20 protein-coding genes and 1 tRNA gene are annotated in these 16934 nt (G+C 62.1%); 18 read left to right on the top strand and 3 right to left on the bottom strand.

What is annotated here, in order from left to right; translation table 11 throughout:
- Window positions 1–37 precede the first annotated feature (37 nt).
- Window positions 38–250 carry a cold-shock protein gene (locus tag PI990_RS25980; RefSeq protein WP_003298189.1) on the bottom strand — a complete coding sequence of 71 codons (213 nt, stop codon included), beginning with the start codon at window positions 248–250 and terminating at the stop codon, window positions 38–40.
- A 344-nt stretch (window positions 251–594) separates the two neighbouring features.
- Window positions 595–680: transfer RNA gene (locus PI990_RS25975), tRNA-Leu, on the bottom strand.
- 107 nt (window positions 681–787) lie between these two features.
- On the opposite strand from PI990_RS25975, the gene queA reads away from it, so the two are divergent.
- The 6 genes from queA to PI990_RS25945 all read left to right on the top strand — a co-directional run bounded on the left by queA (window position 788) and on the right by PI990_RS25945 (window position 6968).
- The gene (queA, locus tag PI990_RS25970; protein WP_271658906.1) at window positions 788–1837 is read left to right on the top strand and encodes a tRNA preQ1(34) S-adenosylmethionine ribosyltransferase-isomerase QueA; all 1050 of its coding nucleotides are present in this window, start codon (window positions 788–790) and stop codon (window positions 1835–1837) included.
- A gap of 14 nt (window positions 1838–1851) precedes the next feature.
- Complete coding sequence (tgt, locus tag PI990_RS25965) at window positions 1852–2967, top strand: tRNA guanosine(34) transglycosylase Tgt (RefSeq protein WP_271661355.1); 1116 nt, start codon at window positions 1852–1854, stop codon at window positions 2965–2967.
- Between the two features lie 56 nt (window positions 2968–3023).
- On the top strand, window positions 3024–3365 hold the full coding sequence (gene yajC / locus PI990_RS25960) for a preprotein translocase subunit YajC (RefSeq protein WP_184487498.1): 342 nt from the start codon (window positions 3024–3026) through the stop codon (window positions 3363–3365).
- Window positions 3366–3426: 61 nt separating this feature from the next.
- Window positions 3427–5289, top strand: a complete 1863-nt coding sequence (gene secD, locus PI990_RS25955; RefSeq protein WP_021220853.1) for a protein translocase subunit SecD — start codon at window positions 3427–3429, stop codon at window positions 5287–5289.
- A 7-nt stretch (window positions 5290–5296) separates the two neighbouring features.
- Window positions 5297–6211 (top strand): protein translocase subunit SecF, encoded by a 915-nt coding sequence (gene secF, locus PI990_RS25950; protein ID WP_184487499.1) that lies wholly within the window; start codon window positions 5297–5299, stop codon window positions 6209–6211.
- Window positions 6212–6413: 202 nt separating this feature from the next.
- Entirely contained in the window at window positions 6414–6968 is a 555-nt protein-coding gene (locus PI990_RS25945; RefSeq protein WP_021220851.1) for a glycine zipper 2TM domain-containing protein, read from the top strand.
- A gap of 94 nt (window positions 6969–7062) precedes the next feature.
- Here PI990_RS25945 and suhB read toward each other — a convergent pair whose 3' ends face one another.
- Complete coding sequence (suhB, locus tag PI990_RS25940; RefSeq protein ID WP_271658905.1) at window positions 7063–7878, bottom strand: type III secretion system regulator SuhB; 816 nt, start codon at window positions 7876–7878, stop codon at window positions 7063–7065.
- Window positions 7879–8023: 145 nt separating this feature from the next.
- Between suhB and trmJ the strand changes: the two genes are divergently transcribed.
- The 12 genes from trmJ (at window position 8024) to rlmN (ending at window position 16929) form a co-directional block, all read left to right on the top strand.
- Complete coding sequence (gene trmJ, locus PI990_RS25935) at window positions 8024–8797, top strand: tRNA (cytosine(32)/uridine(32)-2'-O)-methyltransferase TrmJ (RefSeq protein ID WP_043240082.1); 774 nt, start codon at window positions 8024–8026, stop codon at window positions 8795–8797.
- Window positions 8797–9573, top strand: a complete 777-nt coding sequence (cysE, locus tag PI990_RS25930; RefSeq protein WP_021220848.1) for a serine O-acetyltransferase — start codon at window positions 8797–8799, stop codon at window positions 9571–9573. Before trmJ ends, cysE begins: the two co-directional genes overlap by 1 nt.
- A 148-nt stretch (window positions 9574–9721) precedes the next feature.
- Entirely contained in the window at window positions 9722–10228 is a 507-nt protein-coding gene (gene iscR, locus PI990_RS25925; protein ID WP_021220847.1) for a Fe-S cluster assembly transcriptional regulator IscR, read from the top strand.
- Window positions 10229–10258: 30 nt separating this feature from the next.
- The gene (locus tag PI990_RS25920; RefSeq protein WP_043240086.1) at window positions 10259–11473 is read left to right on the top strand and encodes an IscS subfamily cysteine desulfurase; all 1215 of its coding nucleotides are present in this window, start codon (window positions 10259–10261) and stop codon (window positions 11471–11473) included.
- Between the two features lie 31 nt (window positions 11474–11504).
- Window positions 11505–11891, top strand: a complete 387-nt coding sequence (gene iscU / locus PI990_RS25915; RefSeq protein WP_021220845.1) for a Fe-S cluster assembly scaffold IscU — start codon at window positions 11505–11507, stop codon at window positions 11889–11891.
- Between the two features lie 26 nt (window positions 11892–11917).
- Window positions 11918–12241, top strand: a complete 324-nt coding sequence (gene iscA, locus PI990_RS25910; protein WP_021220844.1) for an iron-sulfur cluster assembly protein IscA — start codon at window positions 11918–11920, stop codon at window positions 12239–12241.
- Window positions 12242–12249: 8 nt separating this feature from the next.
- Entirely contained in the window at window positions 12250–12771 is a 522-nt protein-coding gene (gene hscB / locus PI990_RS25905) for a co-chaperone HscB (RefSeq protein ID WP_271658904.1), read from the top strand.
- Between the two features lie 48 nt (window positions 12772–12819).
- Window positions 12820–14679 (top strand): Fe-S protein assembly chaperone HscA, encoded by a 1860-nt coding sequence (hscA, locus tag PI990_RS25900; protein WP_271658903.1) that lies wholly within the window; start codon window positions 12820–12822, stop codon window positions 14677–14679.
- Window positions 14680–14682: 3 nt separating this feature from the next.
- Complete coding sequence (gene fdx, locus PI990_RS25895; RefSeq protein ID WP_021220841.1) at window positions 14683–15021, top strand: ISC system 2Fe-2S type ferredoxin; 339 nt, start codon at window positions 14683–14685, stop codon at window positions 15019–15021.
- 9 nt (window positions 15022–15030) lie between these two features.
- The gene (gene iscX / locus PI990_RS25890) at window positions 15031–15231 is read left to right on the top strand and encodes a Fe-S cluster assembly protein IscX (RefSeq protein WP_021220840.1); all 201 of its coding nucleotides are present in this window, start codon (window positions 15031–15033) and stop codon (window positions 15229–15231) included.
- A 93-nt stretch (window positions 15232–15324) separates the two neighbouring features.
- Window positions 15325–15756, top strand: coding sequence for a nucleoside-diphosphate kinase (gene ndk / locus PI990_RS25885; RefSeq protein WP_021220839.1), 432 nt, complete (start codon window positions 15325–15327; stop codon window positions 15754–15756).
- A 24-nt stretch (window positions 15757–15780) separates the two neighbouring features.
- Entirely contained in the window at window positions 15781–16929 is a 1149-nt protein-coding gene (rlmN, locus tag PI990_RS25880; protein WP_271658902.1) for a 23S rRNA (adenine(2503)-C(2))-methyltransferase RlmN, read from the top strand.
- The last annotated feature ends 5 nt before the right edge of the window (window positions 16930–16934 follow it).

Here is a 16934-nt window from a genome sequence, read left to right as displayed (position 1 = left end):
TGATGTTTCCATCAGGGGTTCTTTCAAAGCAGAAGGCTTAGCCCAGGATTTGAACCTGGTCAGCCTGCATGCCTTTTTGACCTTGCACAGCTACGAAGCTGACTTTCTGGCCTTCTTTCAGGCTCTTGAAGCCGTTACCTTCGATAGCGCGGAAGTGCACGAACAGATCCGGACCGCTTTCGGGGGTGATGAAACCAAAACCCTTCTCGTCGTTGAACCACTTAACGGTGCCGTTTTGACGATTCGACATGTCTTATTTCCTTGAAACTAGAGTTGATGACAGCCTCTTGCTTTTCTTAAAGCATAGAGGGCTGGAACTGGTTGCAGAGAGTAAGAGAAGTCGAGCGGGATGTAGCGGATCTGTAGGATCTACTGCACCAGGTCACGATTCAACAGCGACCCATGCAAACACAGTGCGCACACTCTACGCTAACTTTCTTGGAATTGCCAACCCCCCGAAAGGTCAATCCTAGGCGGGGTTTGAGAAGATTTCCAGTACCGATACACGGCTTCTGAAAAAGGTGTTTCGGCAGGGCTGTTTTGAGGTGTAGCGATGGGCTGCAGCTCGCGAGAAATGCGGGCTTGCTGAAATCGTGGTGCCCCGGGAGAGACTCGAACTCTCACTCTGTCGCCAGAAACGGATTTTGAATCCGCCGCGTCTACCATTCCGCCACCGGGGCACGATGGCGGCGGAGTATAGGGAGGCGGCCGAGGCGGGTCAATCCGCCCGCGTGGTCAGATTTACGCATTTCCGTTAATATTCGCGCCCCTGCAAGAAGACCCCACCATGCGCGTTGCCGACTTCCATTTCGAGCTCCCCGAGCACCTCATCGCCCGTCATCCGCTGAGCGAGCGGCGTGCCAGCCGCCTGCTGGTGCTCGATGGCCCCACGGGTGAATTGGCCCACAAGGGCTTTGCCGACCTACTGGGCTATCTGCGCCCCGGCGATCTGATGGTGTTCAACAACACCCGGGTGATCCCGGCGCGCCTGTTTGGCCAGAAGGCATCGGGCGGCAAGCTGGAGATACTGGTGGAGCGCGTGCTGGACAGCCATCGCGTGCTGGCCCATGTGCGTTCGAGCAAGTCGCCCAAGCCGGGCTCGACCATTCTCATCGACGGCGGTGCCGAGGCGACCATGCTGGCGCGCCACGATGCGTTGTTCGAGCTGGGCTTTGCCGAAGACGTGCTGCCGTTGCTGGACCGCCTCGGGCATATGCCGTTGCCTCCTTATATAGATAGGCCGGACGAAGACGCGGACCGTGAGCGCTACCAGACCGTTTATGCCCGCCATGCCGGCGCAGTTGCGGCACCCACGGCCGGGCTGCATTTCGACGAGGCGTTGCTGGAGTCCATCGCTGCGAAGGGTGTCGAAACCGCGTTCGTCACCCTGCACGTGGGGGCCGGTACCTTCCAGCCGGTCCGCGTCGAGCGCATCGAGGAGCACCACATGCACCTCGAGTGGCTGGAGGTTGGCCAGGAAGTGGTTGATGCCGTGGCGGCCTGTCGTGCCCGTGGCGGCCGGGTGATCGCCGTCGGCACCACCAGCGTGCGCTCGCTGGAAAGTGCCGCGCGTGACGGTGTGCTCAAACCCTTCAGTGGCGACACCGATATCTTCATCTACCCGGGCCGGCCCTTCCATGTGGTGGATGCCCTGGTGACCAACTTCCATCTCCCCGAATCCACCCTGCTGATGCTGGTGTCGGCCTTTGCCGGCTATCCGGAAACAATGGCTGCCTACAGTGCAGCGGTTGAGCAGGGCTATCGCTTCTTCAGTTACGGTGATGCCATGTTCATCACCCGCAACCCCGCTCCCCGCGGGCCCGAGGACCAAGCATGACCCGTACCTGCCGCATGACCTTCGAACTGCTGGCCACCGAAGGCAAGGCCCGTCGTGGCCGTCTGACCTTCCCCCGTGGCGTGGTCGAAACGCCGGCCTTCATGCCGGTTGGCACCTATGGGACGGTCAAGGGCATGCTCCCGCGTGACATCGAGGACATCGGTGCGCAGATCATCCTCGGCAATACCTTCCACCTCTGGCTGCGCCCTGGCACCGAGGTGATCAAGCGCCACGGCGACCTCCATGACTTCATGCAGTGGCAGGGGCCGATCCTCACCGACTCGGGTGGTTTCCAGGTCTTCAGCCTGGGTGCCATGCGCAAGATCAAGGAGGAGGGCGTGACCTTCGCCTCCCCTGTGGATGGCGCCAAGGTGTTCATGGGCCCCGAGGAGTCCATGCAGGTGCAACGCGATCTCGGCTCCGACATCGTGATGATCTTCGACGAGTGCACGCCATACCCGGCCGACCTCGATGTGGCCAAGCGCTCCATGGAGCTGTCGCTGCGTTGGGCCAAGCGCTCGAAGGCCGCTCATGGCGAAAGCACGGCCGCGTTGTTCGGCATCGTCCAGGGCGGCATGCATGAAGAGCTGCGCATGCGTTCGCTGGACGGGTTGAACGAGATCGGTTTCGACGGCCTGGCCATCGGCGGCCTCTCCGTGGGTGAGCCCAAGGAGGAAATGATCCGTGTACTCGATTACCTGCCCGCACAGATGCCGGCGGACAAGCCGCGCTACCTGATGGGCGTGGGCAAGCCGGAAGACCTGGTGGAAGGCGTGCGCCGCGGTGTGGACATGTTCGACTGCGTGATGCCGACCCGTAACGCCCGCAACGGCCACCTGTTCGTCGAGACCGGGGTGCTGAAAATCCGTAACTCGGTGCACAAGCACGACGACTCGCCGCTGGACCCGACCTGCGACTGTTACACCTGCAAACATTTCTCCAGGGCCTATCTGCACCATCTGGACAAATGCGGTGAAATGCTCGGCAGCATGTTGAATACAATCCACAACTTGCGGCATTACCAGCGCCTGATGGCTGGTTTGCGCGAGGCAATCCAACAGGGTAAATTGGCCGCCTTTGTCGATGCCTTCTATGCCCGGCGCGGACTACCGACACCGCCCCTGGACTGATAAAGCCGCATATATAGAGCTGAACATTCTTCAAATTTTCGCAACAGGAGTGCTACATGAGCTTTCTGATTCCCGCCGCCTATGCCGACGCTGCCGCCCCGGCCGCAGCCGCTGGCCCCGCCGGCACTGGCTTCGAGTGGGTTTTCCTGGTCGGTTTCCTGGTCATCTTCTACCTGATGATCTGGCGTCCCCAGTCCAAGCGCGCCAAAGAGCACAAGAATCTGCTGGGCAACCTGCAGAAAGGCGATGAAGTTGTTACCTCTGGCGGTATCGCCGGCAAGGTGGTCAAGGTCTCCGATGACTTCGTGGTCATTGAGGTGTCCGACACCGTCGAACTGAAGATCCAGAAGGTCGCCATCGCGGCCACGCTGCCGAAAGGCACGCTGAAAGCCATCTAACGATTCGTTCTTCACCATTCACGGGGCGCTTAAGGCGCCCCGCGTCATAACGGGCGGTGTCATGCTCAACAAGTACCCTCTGTGGAAATATCTGCTGATCCTGGCGGTTCTCGCCCTCGGCCTGGTCTATTCCGCACCTAACCTCTACCCCAATGATCCGGCCATCCAGATCTCTGGCAACAGCACCGCGCTGAAGATCCAGCAGGGCGATCTCGATCGCTCCGTGGCGGCTCTCAAGGCTGCCGGGTTCGAAGTCAAAAGCGCGAGCCTCAGTGAGCGTGGTGGCTTGCTGCGCCTGACCAAGCTGGGTGATCAACTGCCTGCCAAGGAGGTCGTCACCCAGGTGCTGGGCGAGGACTACGTGGTTGCGCTGAACCTCGCACCGACCACGCCGGACTGGCTGCGCAGCGTGAGTGCGACGCCGATGAAGCTGGGCCTCGACCTTTCCGGTGGTGTGCACTTCCTGCTGGAAGTGGACATGGAGAAGGCCGTTTCCGCCCGGGTGAAGATCTACGAAGGCGAAGTCCGCACCCTGCTGCGCAAGGAGCGCGTGCGCTACCGCAGCCTGCCGGGCATCGACAACGGCTTCCAGCTTGGCTTCAGCGACCAGGAGTCGCTGGACAAGGCGCAGTCGCTGATCCGCAAATCCTTTACCGATTTCGACCTGAAGACCGCCGAGCGTGGTGATCAGCAGGTGATGAGCCTGACCCTGACCCAGGCCAAGCTGACCGAAATCCGCGAATACTCGATCAAGCAGAACCTGACCACCGTACGCAACCGCGTGAACGAGCTGGGCGTTTCCGAGCCGCTGGTACAGCGTCAGGGCGCCAACCGCATCGTGGTCGAGCTGCCGGGCGTGCAGGACACGGCCGAAGCCAAGCGTATTCTCGGCAAGACCGCCAACCTCGAGTTCCGCCTGGCTGCCGCCCCCGATGCGAGCAAGGCCAGCACCGAATCCTTCGAGTTCCGCGAGCCGGGTCGCCCGCCGGTACCGCTGGAGCGCAGCCTGATCATCACCGGTGACCAGGTTACCGACGCTCAGGCCAGCTACGACGAGAACGGCCGCCCGCAGGTGAACATCCGTCTGGATGGCCATGGCGGCGAGCTGATGAACCGCGCTACCCGAAACAACGTCGGCCGCAGCATGGCGGTGATCTTCATCGAACAGCGCCCGATGAACCGCAAGGTCAAGCAGGTAGTGGACGGTGTCGAGCAAGAAGTCGTGGTTCCCGGCTTCAAGGAAGAGAAGAAGATCATCAGCCTGGCGACCATCCAGTCGCCGCTGGGCAACCAGTTCCGCATCACCGGTCTGAACGGCCAGGGCGAGTCGTCCGAGCTGGCCCTGCTGCTGCGCGCCGGTGGCCTGGCTGCGCCGATGTACTTCGCTGAAGAGCGCACCATCGGCCCGAGCCTGGGTGCCGAGAACATCGTCAAGGGCATCGAATCCACCGAGTGGGCGATGGTCTTCGTGTCGCTGTTCATCATCGCCATCTACCGCTTCTTCGGTGTGCTGGCGACTGTTGCCCTGGCCTTCAACCTGGCCCTGCTGGTGGGCCTGATGTCCGCCATCGGTGCGACCCTGACCCTGCCGGGCATCGCGGGTATCGTGCTGACCCTGGGCATGGCGGTGGACGCCAACGTACTGATCTATTCACGGATACGAGAAGAGCTGGCCAATGGCATGTCCGTACAGCGTGCCATTCATGAAGGCTTCGACCGCGCCTATGCGGCGATCGTCGACTCCAACCTGACCACCCTGCTGGTGGGCGGCATTCTCTTCGCGCTGGGTACCGGCCCGATCAAGGGCTTCGCCGTCACCATGTCCCTGGGTATCGTCACCTCGATGTTCACCGCGATCATGTTCACCCGTGGTCTGGTCAACCTGATCTTCGGTGGCCGTAACTTCAAGAAACTGTGGATCTGAGGCAGCCATGATCAAGTCAACAATCCGCTTCATGGCGATCCGCAATCTCGCGTTCGCCGTCACTGTCGTCATCAGCCTGGTCGGTATTGGTGCCCTGTTCATGAAGGGGCTGAACTTCGGCCTGGACTTCACCGGTGGCACCCTGATCGAACTGTCCTACGAGAAGCCCGCCAACCTCGAGCTGATCAAGGAAGAGCTGGGGCAGGCTGGCTATCGCGATGCCGTGGTACAGAGCTTCGGCGCCAGCACCGATGTGCTGGTGCGTATGGCTGGCGAGGACCCGCAACTGGGCAACCAGGTCGCCGCGGCGCTGCGCAAGATCGACGCCGATAGCAAGTTCGTGGTCAAGCGCGTCGAGTTCGTCGGCCCGCAGGTGGGCGAAGAGCTGCGTGACCAGGGTGGCCTCGCCATGCTGCTCGCGCTGGGCGGTGTCCTGCTGTACCTGGCCTTCCGCTTCCAGTGGAAGTTCGGCGTCGGCGCGATTGCTTCCCTGGTGCATGACGTGATCGTCACCCTGGGCATCCTGGCGTTCTTCCAGCTGCCGTTCGACCTGACGGTGCTGGCGGCGGTGCTGGCAATGATCGGTTACTCGCTGAACGACACCATCATCATCTTCGACCGTATCCGCGAAAACTTCCGCGTGCTGCGCAAGGCTGACCTGATCGAGAACATCGACGTCTCCTGCACCCAGACCCTGCTGCGTACCATCGCTACCTCGACCTCCACCGCGCTGGCTCTGGTCGCGCTGCTGGTGTTTGGGGGCGACAGCCTGCACGGCTTCGCGGTCGCGCTACTGGTGGGTGTGGTCGTGGGTACCTACTCGTCGATCTACATCAGTGCCCCCGTCCTCATCTGGCTGGGCCTGCGTTCGGAGGACCTGATCCCTCCTGCCGTGGCCACCGAGGTGGACGAGCGTCCCTGAGTTTGAGTGTGTTGCCGAAAGGGCCTGCATCTGCAGGCCCTTTTTGTTTGGGGGTGCGGTGTTCCTCCTGGGGAAGTGGCGCGATGTGATGGCTGTCCCAGTCGCTTGCGTGGGATTGGTCCTACGGGAACTCGGGCAAAAAGCTGTACTCCAAGGCAGGGAGTAGGGCGCAGATGCGCCGGTTTTGAACCAGGAGGTCCATGTGAACAAGTCGATGCTCGTCGGCGCCGTATTGGGTGCCGTCGGTGTAACCGCCGGTGGCGCCGTCGCTACCTACAGCCTTGTGGGTAACGGCCCGGAATATGCCGAGGTGCTCGCGGTCCAGCCGGTCAAGGAGACATTCAAGACCCCGCGTGAGGTCTGCAAGGATGTCGCCGTGACCCGCCAGAGGCCGGTCCAGGACCAGCACCAGATCGCCGGTACCGTGTTGGGTGCCGTGGCGGGTGGCCTGTTGGGCAACCAGGTCGGTGGCGGCAACGGCAAGAAGATCGCCACCGTGGCAGGCGCCGTAGGCGGTGGTTATGCCGGTAACAAGGTGCAGGAGCACATGCAGAACAGCGACACCTATACCACCACTGAAACCCGCTGCAACACCGTTCAGGAGAGCAACGAGAAAGTGGTTGCCTATGACGTGCAGTATCAATTGGATGGCAAGGTGAACCAGGTGCGTATGGATCACGATCCGGGCGCGCAGATCCCTGTCACCAAGGAAGGTCGCCTGGTCCTGACGCAGCGTCAGGCCGGCATCCAGCAGTGATCCGTCGGTGAAAGGAAAAAGGCGCCCAAGGGCGCCTTTTTCGTGGGCATGAAAAACCCGGCGCCTGGCCGGGTTCTTCTTGTTGCGGTGCGTATCAGCGCTTCAGCGAAGGCGGCAGGTGCGGCTGGATGGCCGTCAGGACCGCCTTGAAGCACTTGGTGTTGCCGGCAACGATGTGGCCTTTCTCGAGGAAGTCATGGCCGCCGGTGAAGTCGCTCACCAGGCCGCCGGCTTCTTGAACCAGCAGGGCGCCTGCTGCCATGTCCCACTCGGACAGGCCGAACTCCCAGAAGGCGTCGAAGCGACCGGCGGCAACGTAGGCCAGGTCCAGGCTGGCGGAGCCGGCGCGACGGATGCCGGCAGTCTGGCCGACCAGGCTGCGGAACATGTTCAGATAGTTGTCGAGGTTATCCAGCTGGCTGTCGCGGAAGGGGAAGCCAGTGCCCAGCAGGGCGCCTTCCAGGCTCTTGCGCGGGCTGACGCGCAGGCGGCGGCCGTTGAGGGCGGCGCCACGGCCACGGCTGGCGGTGAACTCTTCCTGGCGAACCGGATCGATTACGACGGCGTGCTCTAGGCGGCCCTTGTATTTGCAGGCGACGCTGACGGCGAAGTGCGGCACGCCGCGGATGAAGTTGGTGGTGCCGTCCAGCGGGTCGATGATCCACTGGTAGTCAGCGCCTTCGCTGCTGCCTGCGATGGAGCCGCCTTCCTCGCCGAGGATGCTGTGGGTCGGATAGGCTTTGCGCAGCGCTTGAATGATGGTTTCTTCGGCGGCGCGGTCGACTTCGGTGACGTAGTCCTTGGCGTCCTTCTCGTTCACCGAAATCACGTCCAGGCGCTCGATGGAGCGGAAGATCAATTCACCGGCGCTGCGAGCGGCGCGCAGGGCGATATTCAGCATAGGCTGCATGGGGGAGTCACCTGGGTCGTTAAAGAAAGCCGGACATTCTAACAGAAAAGCGTTGCGCATGAAGTGCAGGCCGGCGCTTTCATGGCGTTCGGCCGAGTGCTTCTGTAAGATTTCATCCCCTGAAGTTTAGGTTGGAGCCAGCGCCTTGCTGCAAAACATTCGCGTGGTCCTGGTCGGTACCAGTCACCCCGGCAATATCGGCGGGGCAGCTCGCGCCATGAAAAACATGGGCTTATCGCGCCTGGTGCTGGTGGAGCCCGAGCAGTTCCCTCATCAGGAAGCCTGGGCGCGTGCCTCTGGTGCCGATGACATTCTCGAGTCCGCGCAGGTCGTCGGAACGCTGGAAGAGGCGTTGGTCGGCTGCAGCCTGGTGTACGGCACCAGTGCGCGTGATCGCCATATTCCCTGGCCGTTGCTCGACCCTCGCGAGTGCGGTGCCAGTTGCGTCGAGCAGGTGGAGGGTGGTGCTGAAGTGGCGCTGGTGTTCGGGCGTGAGTACGCCGGCCTCACCAATGAAGAGCTGCAGCGCTGCCAGTTCCATGTGCATATCCCTTCCGATCCCGAATTCGGCTCGCTGAACCTGGCGGCGGCTGTCCAGGTGCTGACCTATGAGGCGCGCATGGCCTGGCTGGGCGTGCAGGGCAAGCCGACCAAGATGGAAAAGGTGGAGCTGACCGCCGAGGAAAACATCCAGCCGGTGACGGTGGATGAGCTGGAACTGTTCTTCGGCCACCTCGAACGTACGTTGGTCGATATCGGTTTTCTCGACCCGGAGCGCCCGCGCCATTTGATGCCACGGCTGCGTCGCCTGTACGGGCGTAGTGCCATCAGCAAGCTCGAGATGAATATCCTGCGCGGCATCCTGACTGAGACCCAGAAGGCTGCGCGTGGAGAAATCCAGAAGCGGAGAGAGAAGTGATGTTCGAACGCATGCGAGAAGACATTCAAAGCGTATTCCACCGTGACCCGGCTGCGCGCAATGCCTTCGAGGTGCTCACCTGTTACCCCGGCCTGCACGCTATCTGGCTGCATCGTCTGGCTAATGCCTTGTGGCTGGCGGGCTGGAAGTGGCTGGCGCGCCTGGTGTCGAACTTCAGTCGCTGGATGACTGGTATCGAGATCCACCCGGGTGCTCGCATCGGTCGGCGCTTCTTCATCGATCACGGCATGGGCATCGTCATTGGCGAAACCGCCGAGATCGGCAATGACGTCACCCTCTATCAAGGTGTGACCCTGGGTGGCACCAGCTGGAATGCCGGCAAGCGCCACCCGACGCTGGAAGACGGCGTGGTGGTCGGTGCGGGCGCCAAGGTGCTCGGCCCGTTCACGGTGGGAGCTGGCGCCAAGATCGGCTCCAACGCCGTGGTGACCAAGGCGGTGCCGGCCGGCGCCACTGCCGTGGGGATTCCGGGGCGGGTCATCGTCAAGGAAGACCCGGAGCAAGTGGCCAAGCGCCAGGCCATCGCCGAGAAGTTCGGTTTCGATGCTTATGGCGTGAGCCAGGACATGCCTGACCCGGTGGCACGCGCGATCGGACAGTTGCTGGACCACGTCCAGGCGGTGGATGAGCGCCTGGAGGGCATGTGCAAGGCGCTGACGGCCCTGGGTAGCGACTACTGCGGCAAGGCACTGCCGGCGCTTCGCGAAGAAGATTTCGAGGGTGTAAAGGACGAGGTGCGGCCGCCGGCGGCCTGATGGGCGAGGGGTGCGATAGGGGGGGCAACTCTGATATCATTCGCGCCCCTGTATCTGCTAATCCCGACTAATTTGATAGGTCTTATAGTTGACTTAAATAGTCGGGAATCGCATACTCGCTGGCAAATCAGCGAACCGTGGAACTCCCATGCGCTTGACCACTAAAGGCCGCTACGCCGTCACAGCCATGCTCGACCTGGCTTTGCATTCGCAGCAAGGTCCGGTTTCTCTGGCAGATATTTCCGAGCGTCAGGGCATCTCCCTTTCTTACCTCGAGCAGCTCTTCGCCAAGTTGCGCCGTGGCAGCCTGGTCAGCAGCGTTCGTGGTCCGGGTGGCGGTTACCAGCTTTCCCGCGATGTGGCCAGCATCTACGTGGCCGAAGTCATCGACGCCGTCAACGAGTCGGTCGATGTCACGCGCTGCCAGGGGCAGGGCAATTGCGACTCTTCCGGAGGCGCCTGCCTGACCCACCATCTGTGGGATGACCTGAGCATGCAGATCCACGAGTTCCTCAGCAGCATCAGCCTGAGTGACATCGTCGCCCGTAACGAAGTCCAAGAGGTGGCCCAGCGCCAGAACGAGCGCCATGACCAGCGCCGCCTCGGTGGCAGGATGCCGCGTTCAGAAAAGATTGAAGTGTCCGCCATCGAATGAGCAGGGCGCCCGCCTGATAGGAGATAACCGATGAAATTGCCGATTTACCTGGACTACTCCGCTACCACGCCGGTGGACCCTCGTGTTGCACAGAAGATGAGCGACTGCCTGCTGGTCGATGGCAACTTCGGCAACCCGGCCTCGCGTTCCCACGTGTTCGGCTGGAAGGCCGAGGAAGCGGTGGAGAATGCCCGTCGCCAGGTCGCTGAGCTGGTCAATGCCGACCCTCGCGAAATCGTCTGGACCTCCGGTGCCACCGAGTCCGACAACCTTGCCATCAAGGGTGTCGCGCACTTCTACAACACCAAGGGCAAGCACATCATCACCTCCAAGATCGAGCACAAGGCGGTCCTGGACACCACTCGCCAGCTCGAGCGTGAAGGCTTCGAGGTCACCTATATCGAGCCGGGCGAAGACGGCCTGATCACCCCCGCGATGGTCGAAGCGGCTCTGCGCGAAGACACCATCCTGGTGTCGGTGATGCACGTGAACAACGAGATCGGCACCATCAACGACATCGCGGCCATCGGTGAACTGACCCGTGCTCGCGGCATCCTGTTCCACGTCGATGCGGCCCAGTCCACCGGCAAGGTCGAGATCGACCTGGACAAGCTGAAGGTCGACTTGATGTCCTTCTCTGCCCACAAGACCTACGGCCCCAAAGGCATCGGCGCGCTCTACGTGCGTCGCAAGCCGCGTGTGCGTCTGGAAGCCATGATGCATGGCGGTGGTCACGAGCGCGGCATGCGTTCCGGCACCCTGGCCACCCACCAGATCGTCGGCATGGGCGAAGCCTTCCACATCGCCAAGCAGGAAATGGCCTCCGAGAACCAGCGCATCAAGGCACTGGCGGACCGCTTCTGGGCTGCAGTGGATGGCATGGAAGAGCTCTACCTCAATGGCAGCGCAACTTCCCGTGTCCCGCACAACCTGAACATCAGCTTCAACTACGTCGAAGGCGAGTCGCTGATCATGGCGCTGAAGGACCTCGCGGTCTCTTCGGGTTCCGCCTGCACCTCGGCCTCTCTCGAGCCGTCCTACGTGCTGCGCGCACTGGGCCGCAACGACGAGTTGGCACACAGCTCCATTCGTTTCACCTTTGGCCGCTTCACCACCGAACAAGAAGTGGATTACGCAGCCAGCAAGGTCCGTGAAGCCGTAGACAAGCTCCGTGAATTGTCTCCCCTGTGGGACATGTACAAAGAGGGCGTCGACCTCTCGACGGTCGAATGGCAGGCGCACTGACGCCACCCCTGATGAGTGAGGAATAAGCACCATGGCATACAGCGAAAAGGTCATCGACCACTACGAAAACCCGCGCAACGTCGGCAAGCTCGACGCTGAAGATCCCGATGTCGGCACTGGCATGGTCGGCGCACCGGCGTGCGGCGACGTGATGCGCCTGCAGATCAAGGTCAACGAGCAGGGCGTTATCGAAGACGCCAAGTTCAAGACCTACGGTTGCGGTTCGGCCATCGCCTCCAGCTCCCTCGCCACTGAGTGGATGAAGGGCAAGACCCTGGACGAAGCCGCTGCGATCAAGAACACCACCATCGCCGAAGAACTGGCGCTGCCGCCGGTGAAGATCCACTGCTCGGTTCTGGCCGAGGACGCCATCAAGGCGGCCGTCCAGGATTACAAGCAGAAAAAGGGTCTGCTCTAACCGCTCGACTGAGTTAAGGAGCCGCTATGGCCATCAGCATGACCGCTTCCGCCGCCGATCACGTGCGTCGCTCCCTCGAAGGGCGCGGCAAGGGTGAAGGTATCCGCCTGGGTGTTCGCACCACCGGCTGCTCCGGCCTGGCTTATGTCCTGGAGTTCGTCGATGAAGTGGCGAGCGAGGACATGGTCTTCGAGAGCTTCGGCATGAAGGTGATCATCGATCCCAAGAGCCTGTCCTACCTCGACGGCACTGAGCTGGACTTCGTCCGCGAAGGCCTCAACGAGGGGTTCAAGTTCAACAATCCGAACGTTCGCGGCGAGTGTGGTTGCGGCGAGAGCTTCAACGTCTGAGGCGTCTCGTGGGCACCCCCTGTCATTTCGCATTGTTTGAACTGAAGCCTGGCTTCGACCTCGATCTGGATCAGTTGGCGAGCCGCTATCTCGAGCTGGCGCGCAGCGCCCATCCGGATCGCTTCGTCGATACCTCCGAGCGCGAGCAGCGCCTGGCCGTGGAGCACGCGGCGCAGCTGAACGAGGCCTACCAGACGCTGAAGAGCGCGCCTCGTCGGGCGCGTTACCTGTTGGCGATTCGTGGCCATGAGCTGCCCCTTGAGGCGACCGTCAAGGACCCCGAGTTCCTGTTGCAGCAGATGCAGTGGCGAGAAGAGCTGGAAGAACTCCACGACAGTGCGGACCTCCCCGGCGTGGCTGCTTTCAAGCGGCGTCTCAAGGCGGCCCAGTCCGATCTGGATGGCGCCTTCTCCGCCTGCTGGAACGACGATGCCCGCCGCGAGGATGCCGAGCGCCTGGTGCGCCGCATGCAGTTCCTCGACAAGCTGACTCACGAAGTGCGCCAACTGGAAGAGCGCCTCGACGACTAACCCGCGCATCGCCGCATGGACGATGGTGCGCCTGAAAATCAGACAAGCATGGCCCTACTGCAGATCGCTGAACCCGGACAGAGCCCCAAACCGCACCAGCGCCGCCTGGCGGTGGGCATTGACCTGGGCACCACGAATTCCCTGGTGGCCGCTGTGCGCAGCGGTGTTTCCGCACCGCTGGCCGATGCCGATGGGCAGGTCATCATGCCGTCCGCCGTGCGCTACCACGCGGATCGCGTCGAAGTCGGCCGTTCGGCGAAGGAGGCGGCTTCCGCCGACCCGCTGAACACCGTCCTCTCGGTCAAGCGCTTCATGGGGCGCGGCCTGGAAGACGTGAAGCAACTGGGTGAGCAGCTCCCCTACCGCTTCACCACCGGTGAGTCGCACATGCCCTTCATCGAGACCGTGCAGGGCGCCAAGAGTCCTGTGGAAGTCTCGGCCGAAATCCTCCGTGCTTTGCGCCAGCGCGCCGAAGCCACCCTGGGTGGTGAGCTGGTGGGGGCGGTGATCACCGTTCCTGCCTACTTCGACGATGCCCAGCGCCAGGCCACCAAGGACGCTGCCCGTATCGCCGGGCTCAATGTCCTGCGCCTGCTCAATGAGCCCACCGCTGCTGCCGTTGCCTACGGGCTGGACAAGCAGGCCGAAGGCGTCGTGGCCATCTATGACCTGGGCGGCGGCACGTTCGATATTTCCATCTTGCGCCTGACCCGTGGCGTCTTCGAAGTCATGGCAACCGGTGGCGACAGCGCCCTCGGTGGCGACGATTTCGACCATGCCCTCGCGGGCTGGATCGTCGAGCAGGCCGGGCTTTCCGCCGATCTCGATCCCGGTGCCCAGCGCAGCCTGCTGGAGGCCGCTTGCGCCGCCAAGGAAGCGCTGACCACTGCCGATAAGGTCGAAGTGCGTTATGCGCAGTGGTCGGGCCAGCTGACCCGTGCACGCTTCGATGAGCTGATCGAGCCCATGGTCGCTCGCAGTCTCAAGGCTTGCCGTCGTGCTGTTCGTGACGCCGGCATCGAGGTTGACGAGGTCGAGGCCGTGGTCATGGTCGGCGGCTCCACTCGTGTCCCGCGCGTGCGCGAAGCGGTCGGCGAGCTTTTCTCCCGTCCGCCCCTGACCGATATCGACCCTGATCAGGTCGTGGCCATCGGCGCCGCTGTGCAGGCGGACACCCTGGCGGGCAATAAGCGTGGCGAAGAATTGCTGCTGCTGGACGTCATCCCGCTGTCCCTGGGGCTCGAAACCATGGGCGGGCTGATGGAGAAGGTGATTCCGCGCAATACCACCATTCCCGTCGCCCGTGCCCAGGAGTTCACCACCTACAAGGACGGCCAGACCGCCATGATGATCCACGTGCTCCAGGGTGAGCGCGAGTTGATCAAGGACTGCCGATCCCTGGCCCGTTTCGAGCTGCGTGGCATACCGCCCATGGTTGCCGGCGCTGCGAAGATCCGTGTGACCTTCCAGGTGGATGCCGACGGCCTGCTGGGCGTGACGGCCAGCGAAACCGCCTCCGGCGTGGAAGCGAGCATCCAGGTCAAGCCTTCCTACGGCCTGACCGACGGTGAAATCACCCGCATGCTGCAGGACTCCTTCCAGCACGCCAACGACGACAAGGTCGCCCGCGTGCTGCGTGAGCAGCAGGTCGATGCCCAGCGCCTGATCGAGGCGGTGCAGGCCGCGTTGCAGGCGGATGGCGACGCGCTACTCACCGCTGAAGAGCGGATCGCCATCGACTTCCAGCTGGAGCAACTGCAGGCTCTGCTGGAGGGCACCGACGGTGCCGCCATCGAACAGCAAACCAAGCGGCTGACCCAAGTGACCGACGCCTTCGCGGCGCGTCGCATGGATGCCAGCGTCAAGGCTGCCCTGGCGGGGCGCCGACTGAATGAAATCGAGGAATGACTGATGCCGCAGATCGTATTTCTGCCCAATGCCGAGCATTGCCCTGAAGGGATGGTGGTCGAGGCCCAGCCGGGTGAAACCATCATTGCGGCGGCCATGCGCAACGGCCTGGAGATCGAGCACGCCTGCGAGATGTCCTGTGCCTGCACCACCTGCCACGTCGTGATCCGCGAGGGCTTCAACACCCTCGAAGCGTCCGACGAGCTGGAAGACGACATGCTGGACAAGGCCTGGGGCCTGGAAGCCGAGTCGCGACTGTCCTGTCAGGCCGTCGTGGGGGAGGTGGATCTCGTCGTGGAGATTCCGAAGTACACTCTCAACCAGGTTTCTGAAAAGCACTGAGGAAAGGTCATGAGTCTCAAATGGGTCGATGTTCTGGAGATCGCCATCCAGCTGGCCGAGAGCAAGCCCGAGGTTGACCCGCGCTACGTCAACTTCGTCGATCTGCACAATTGGGTCGTGAGCCTGCCGGAGTTCGATGACAACAGTCAGCGCGGCGGCGAGAAGGTCCTTGAAGCCATCCAGGCGGCATGGATCGAAGAAGCCGACTGAAGCCCGGTCTGCTGACCCTACGCATTTAACAGGAACCCGCGTATAATTCGCGGGTTTAATTTTTCGCTTTAATCCTGATTTCTGGAGTTTCACATGGCCGTTGAACGTACCCTTTCCATCATCAAGCCCGACGCCGTTGCCAAGAACGTAGTGGGCGAGATCGTCACCCGTTTCGAAAAAGCCGGCCTGAGCGTCGTCGCTGCCAAGATGGTTCAGCTCTCCGAGCGCGAAGCTGGCGGTTTCTACGCCGAGCACAAAGAGCGTCCCTTCTTCAAGGATCTGGTTTCCTTCATGACCTCCGGTCCGGTTGTCGTGCAGGTACTGGAAGGTGAAGGCGCCATCGCCAAGAACCGCGAACTGATGGGCGCTACCGACCCGAAGAAAGCCGACGCCGGCACCATTCGCGCTGACTTCGCCGTTTCCATCGACGAAAACGCCGTACACGGCTCCGACTCCGAGGCTTCCGCTGCTCGCGAGATCTCCTACTTCTTCGCCGCCACCGAGGTGTGCGCTCGTATTCGCTGATAGCGAAGGCACGAGGGTGAAGCCATGACTGAATCAACCGGTAAAGTTAACCTGCTGGGTCTGACCCAGCCGCAACTGGAGAACTTCTTCGAGTCCATCGGGGAGAAGCGTTTCCGTGCCGGACAGGTGATGAAATGGATTCACCACTTTGGCGTCGATGATTTCGACGCCATGAGCAATATCGGCAAGGCCCTGCGCGACAAGCTCAAGGCCTCTGCCGAGATTCGCGGCCCCGAAATCGTCAGCCAGGACATTTCCAGCGACGGCACCCGCAAGTGGGTCGTGCGTGTGGCGTCCGGCAGCTGCGTCGAGACCGTGTACATCCCGCAAGGCGGGCGCGGCACCCTCTGCGTTTCCTCCCAGGCGGGCTGCGCGCTGGATTGCAGCTTCTGCTCCACCGGCAAGCAGGGTTTCAACAGCGACCTCACCGCCGCCGAAGTCATCGGCCAGGTGTGGATCGCCAACAAGTCCTTCGGCACCGTTCCGGCCAAGATCGACCGCGCCGTCACCAACGTGGTGATGATGGGCATGGGCGAGCCGCTGCTGAATTTCGACAACGTGGTCTCCGCCATGAACATCATGATGGACGACCTCGGTTACGGCATTTCCAAGCGCAAGGTGACCCTGTCCACCTCGGGCGTTGCGCCGATGATCGACAAGCTGGGCGAGCAGATCGACGTTTCCCTGGCGCTGTCGCTGCACGCGCCGAACGACGAATTGCGCAACCAGCTGGTGCCGATCAACAAGAAGTACCCCCTGGCGGTGGTGCTCGATGCCTGCCAACGCTACATCGCCCGACTGGGCGAGAAACGTTTCCTGACCATTGAGTACACCCTGCTCAAGGATGTGAACGATCAGCCTCTCCACGCTGAGCAGATGATCGCACTCCTCAAGGATTTTCCTTGCAAGATCAACCTGATTCCGTTTAATCCCTTCCCTTTCTCGGGGTACGAGCGGCCGAGCAATAACGCCATTCGCCGTTTCCAGGACATGCTCCACAAGGCCGGCCACAATGTCACCGTGCGCACCACGCGCGGGGATGACATCGACGCTGCCTGCGGTCAACTCGTTGGCCAGGTCATGGACCGTACCCGCCGCAGCGAGCGCTACATAGCCGTCCGCCAGCTCAATGGCGATACCGACGCGCCACAAAACGCTGCCAACCGAAACTGAAGAGA

The sequence above is a fragment of the Pseudomonas sp. TUM22785 genome (assembly GCF_028198105.1).
GTDB lineage: Bacteria > Pseudomonadota > Gammaproteobacteria > Pseudomonadales > Pseudomonadaceae > Metapseudomonas > Metapseudomonas solani.
This window is presented reverse-complemented; position numbering and strand designations above follow the sequence as displayed.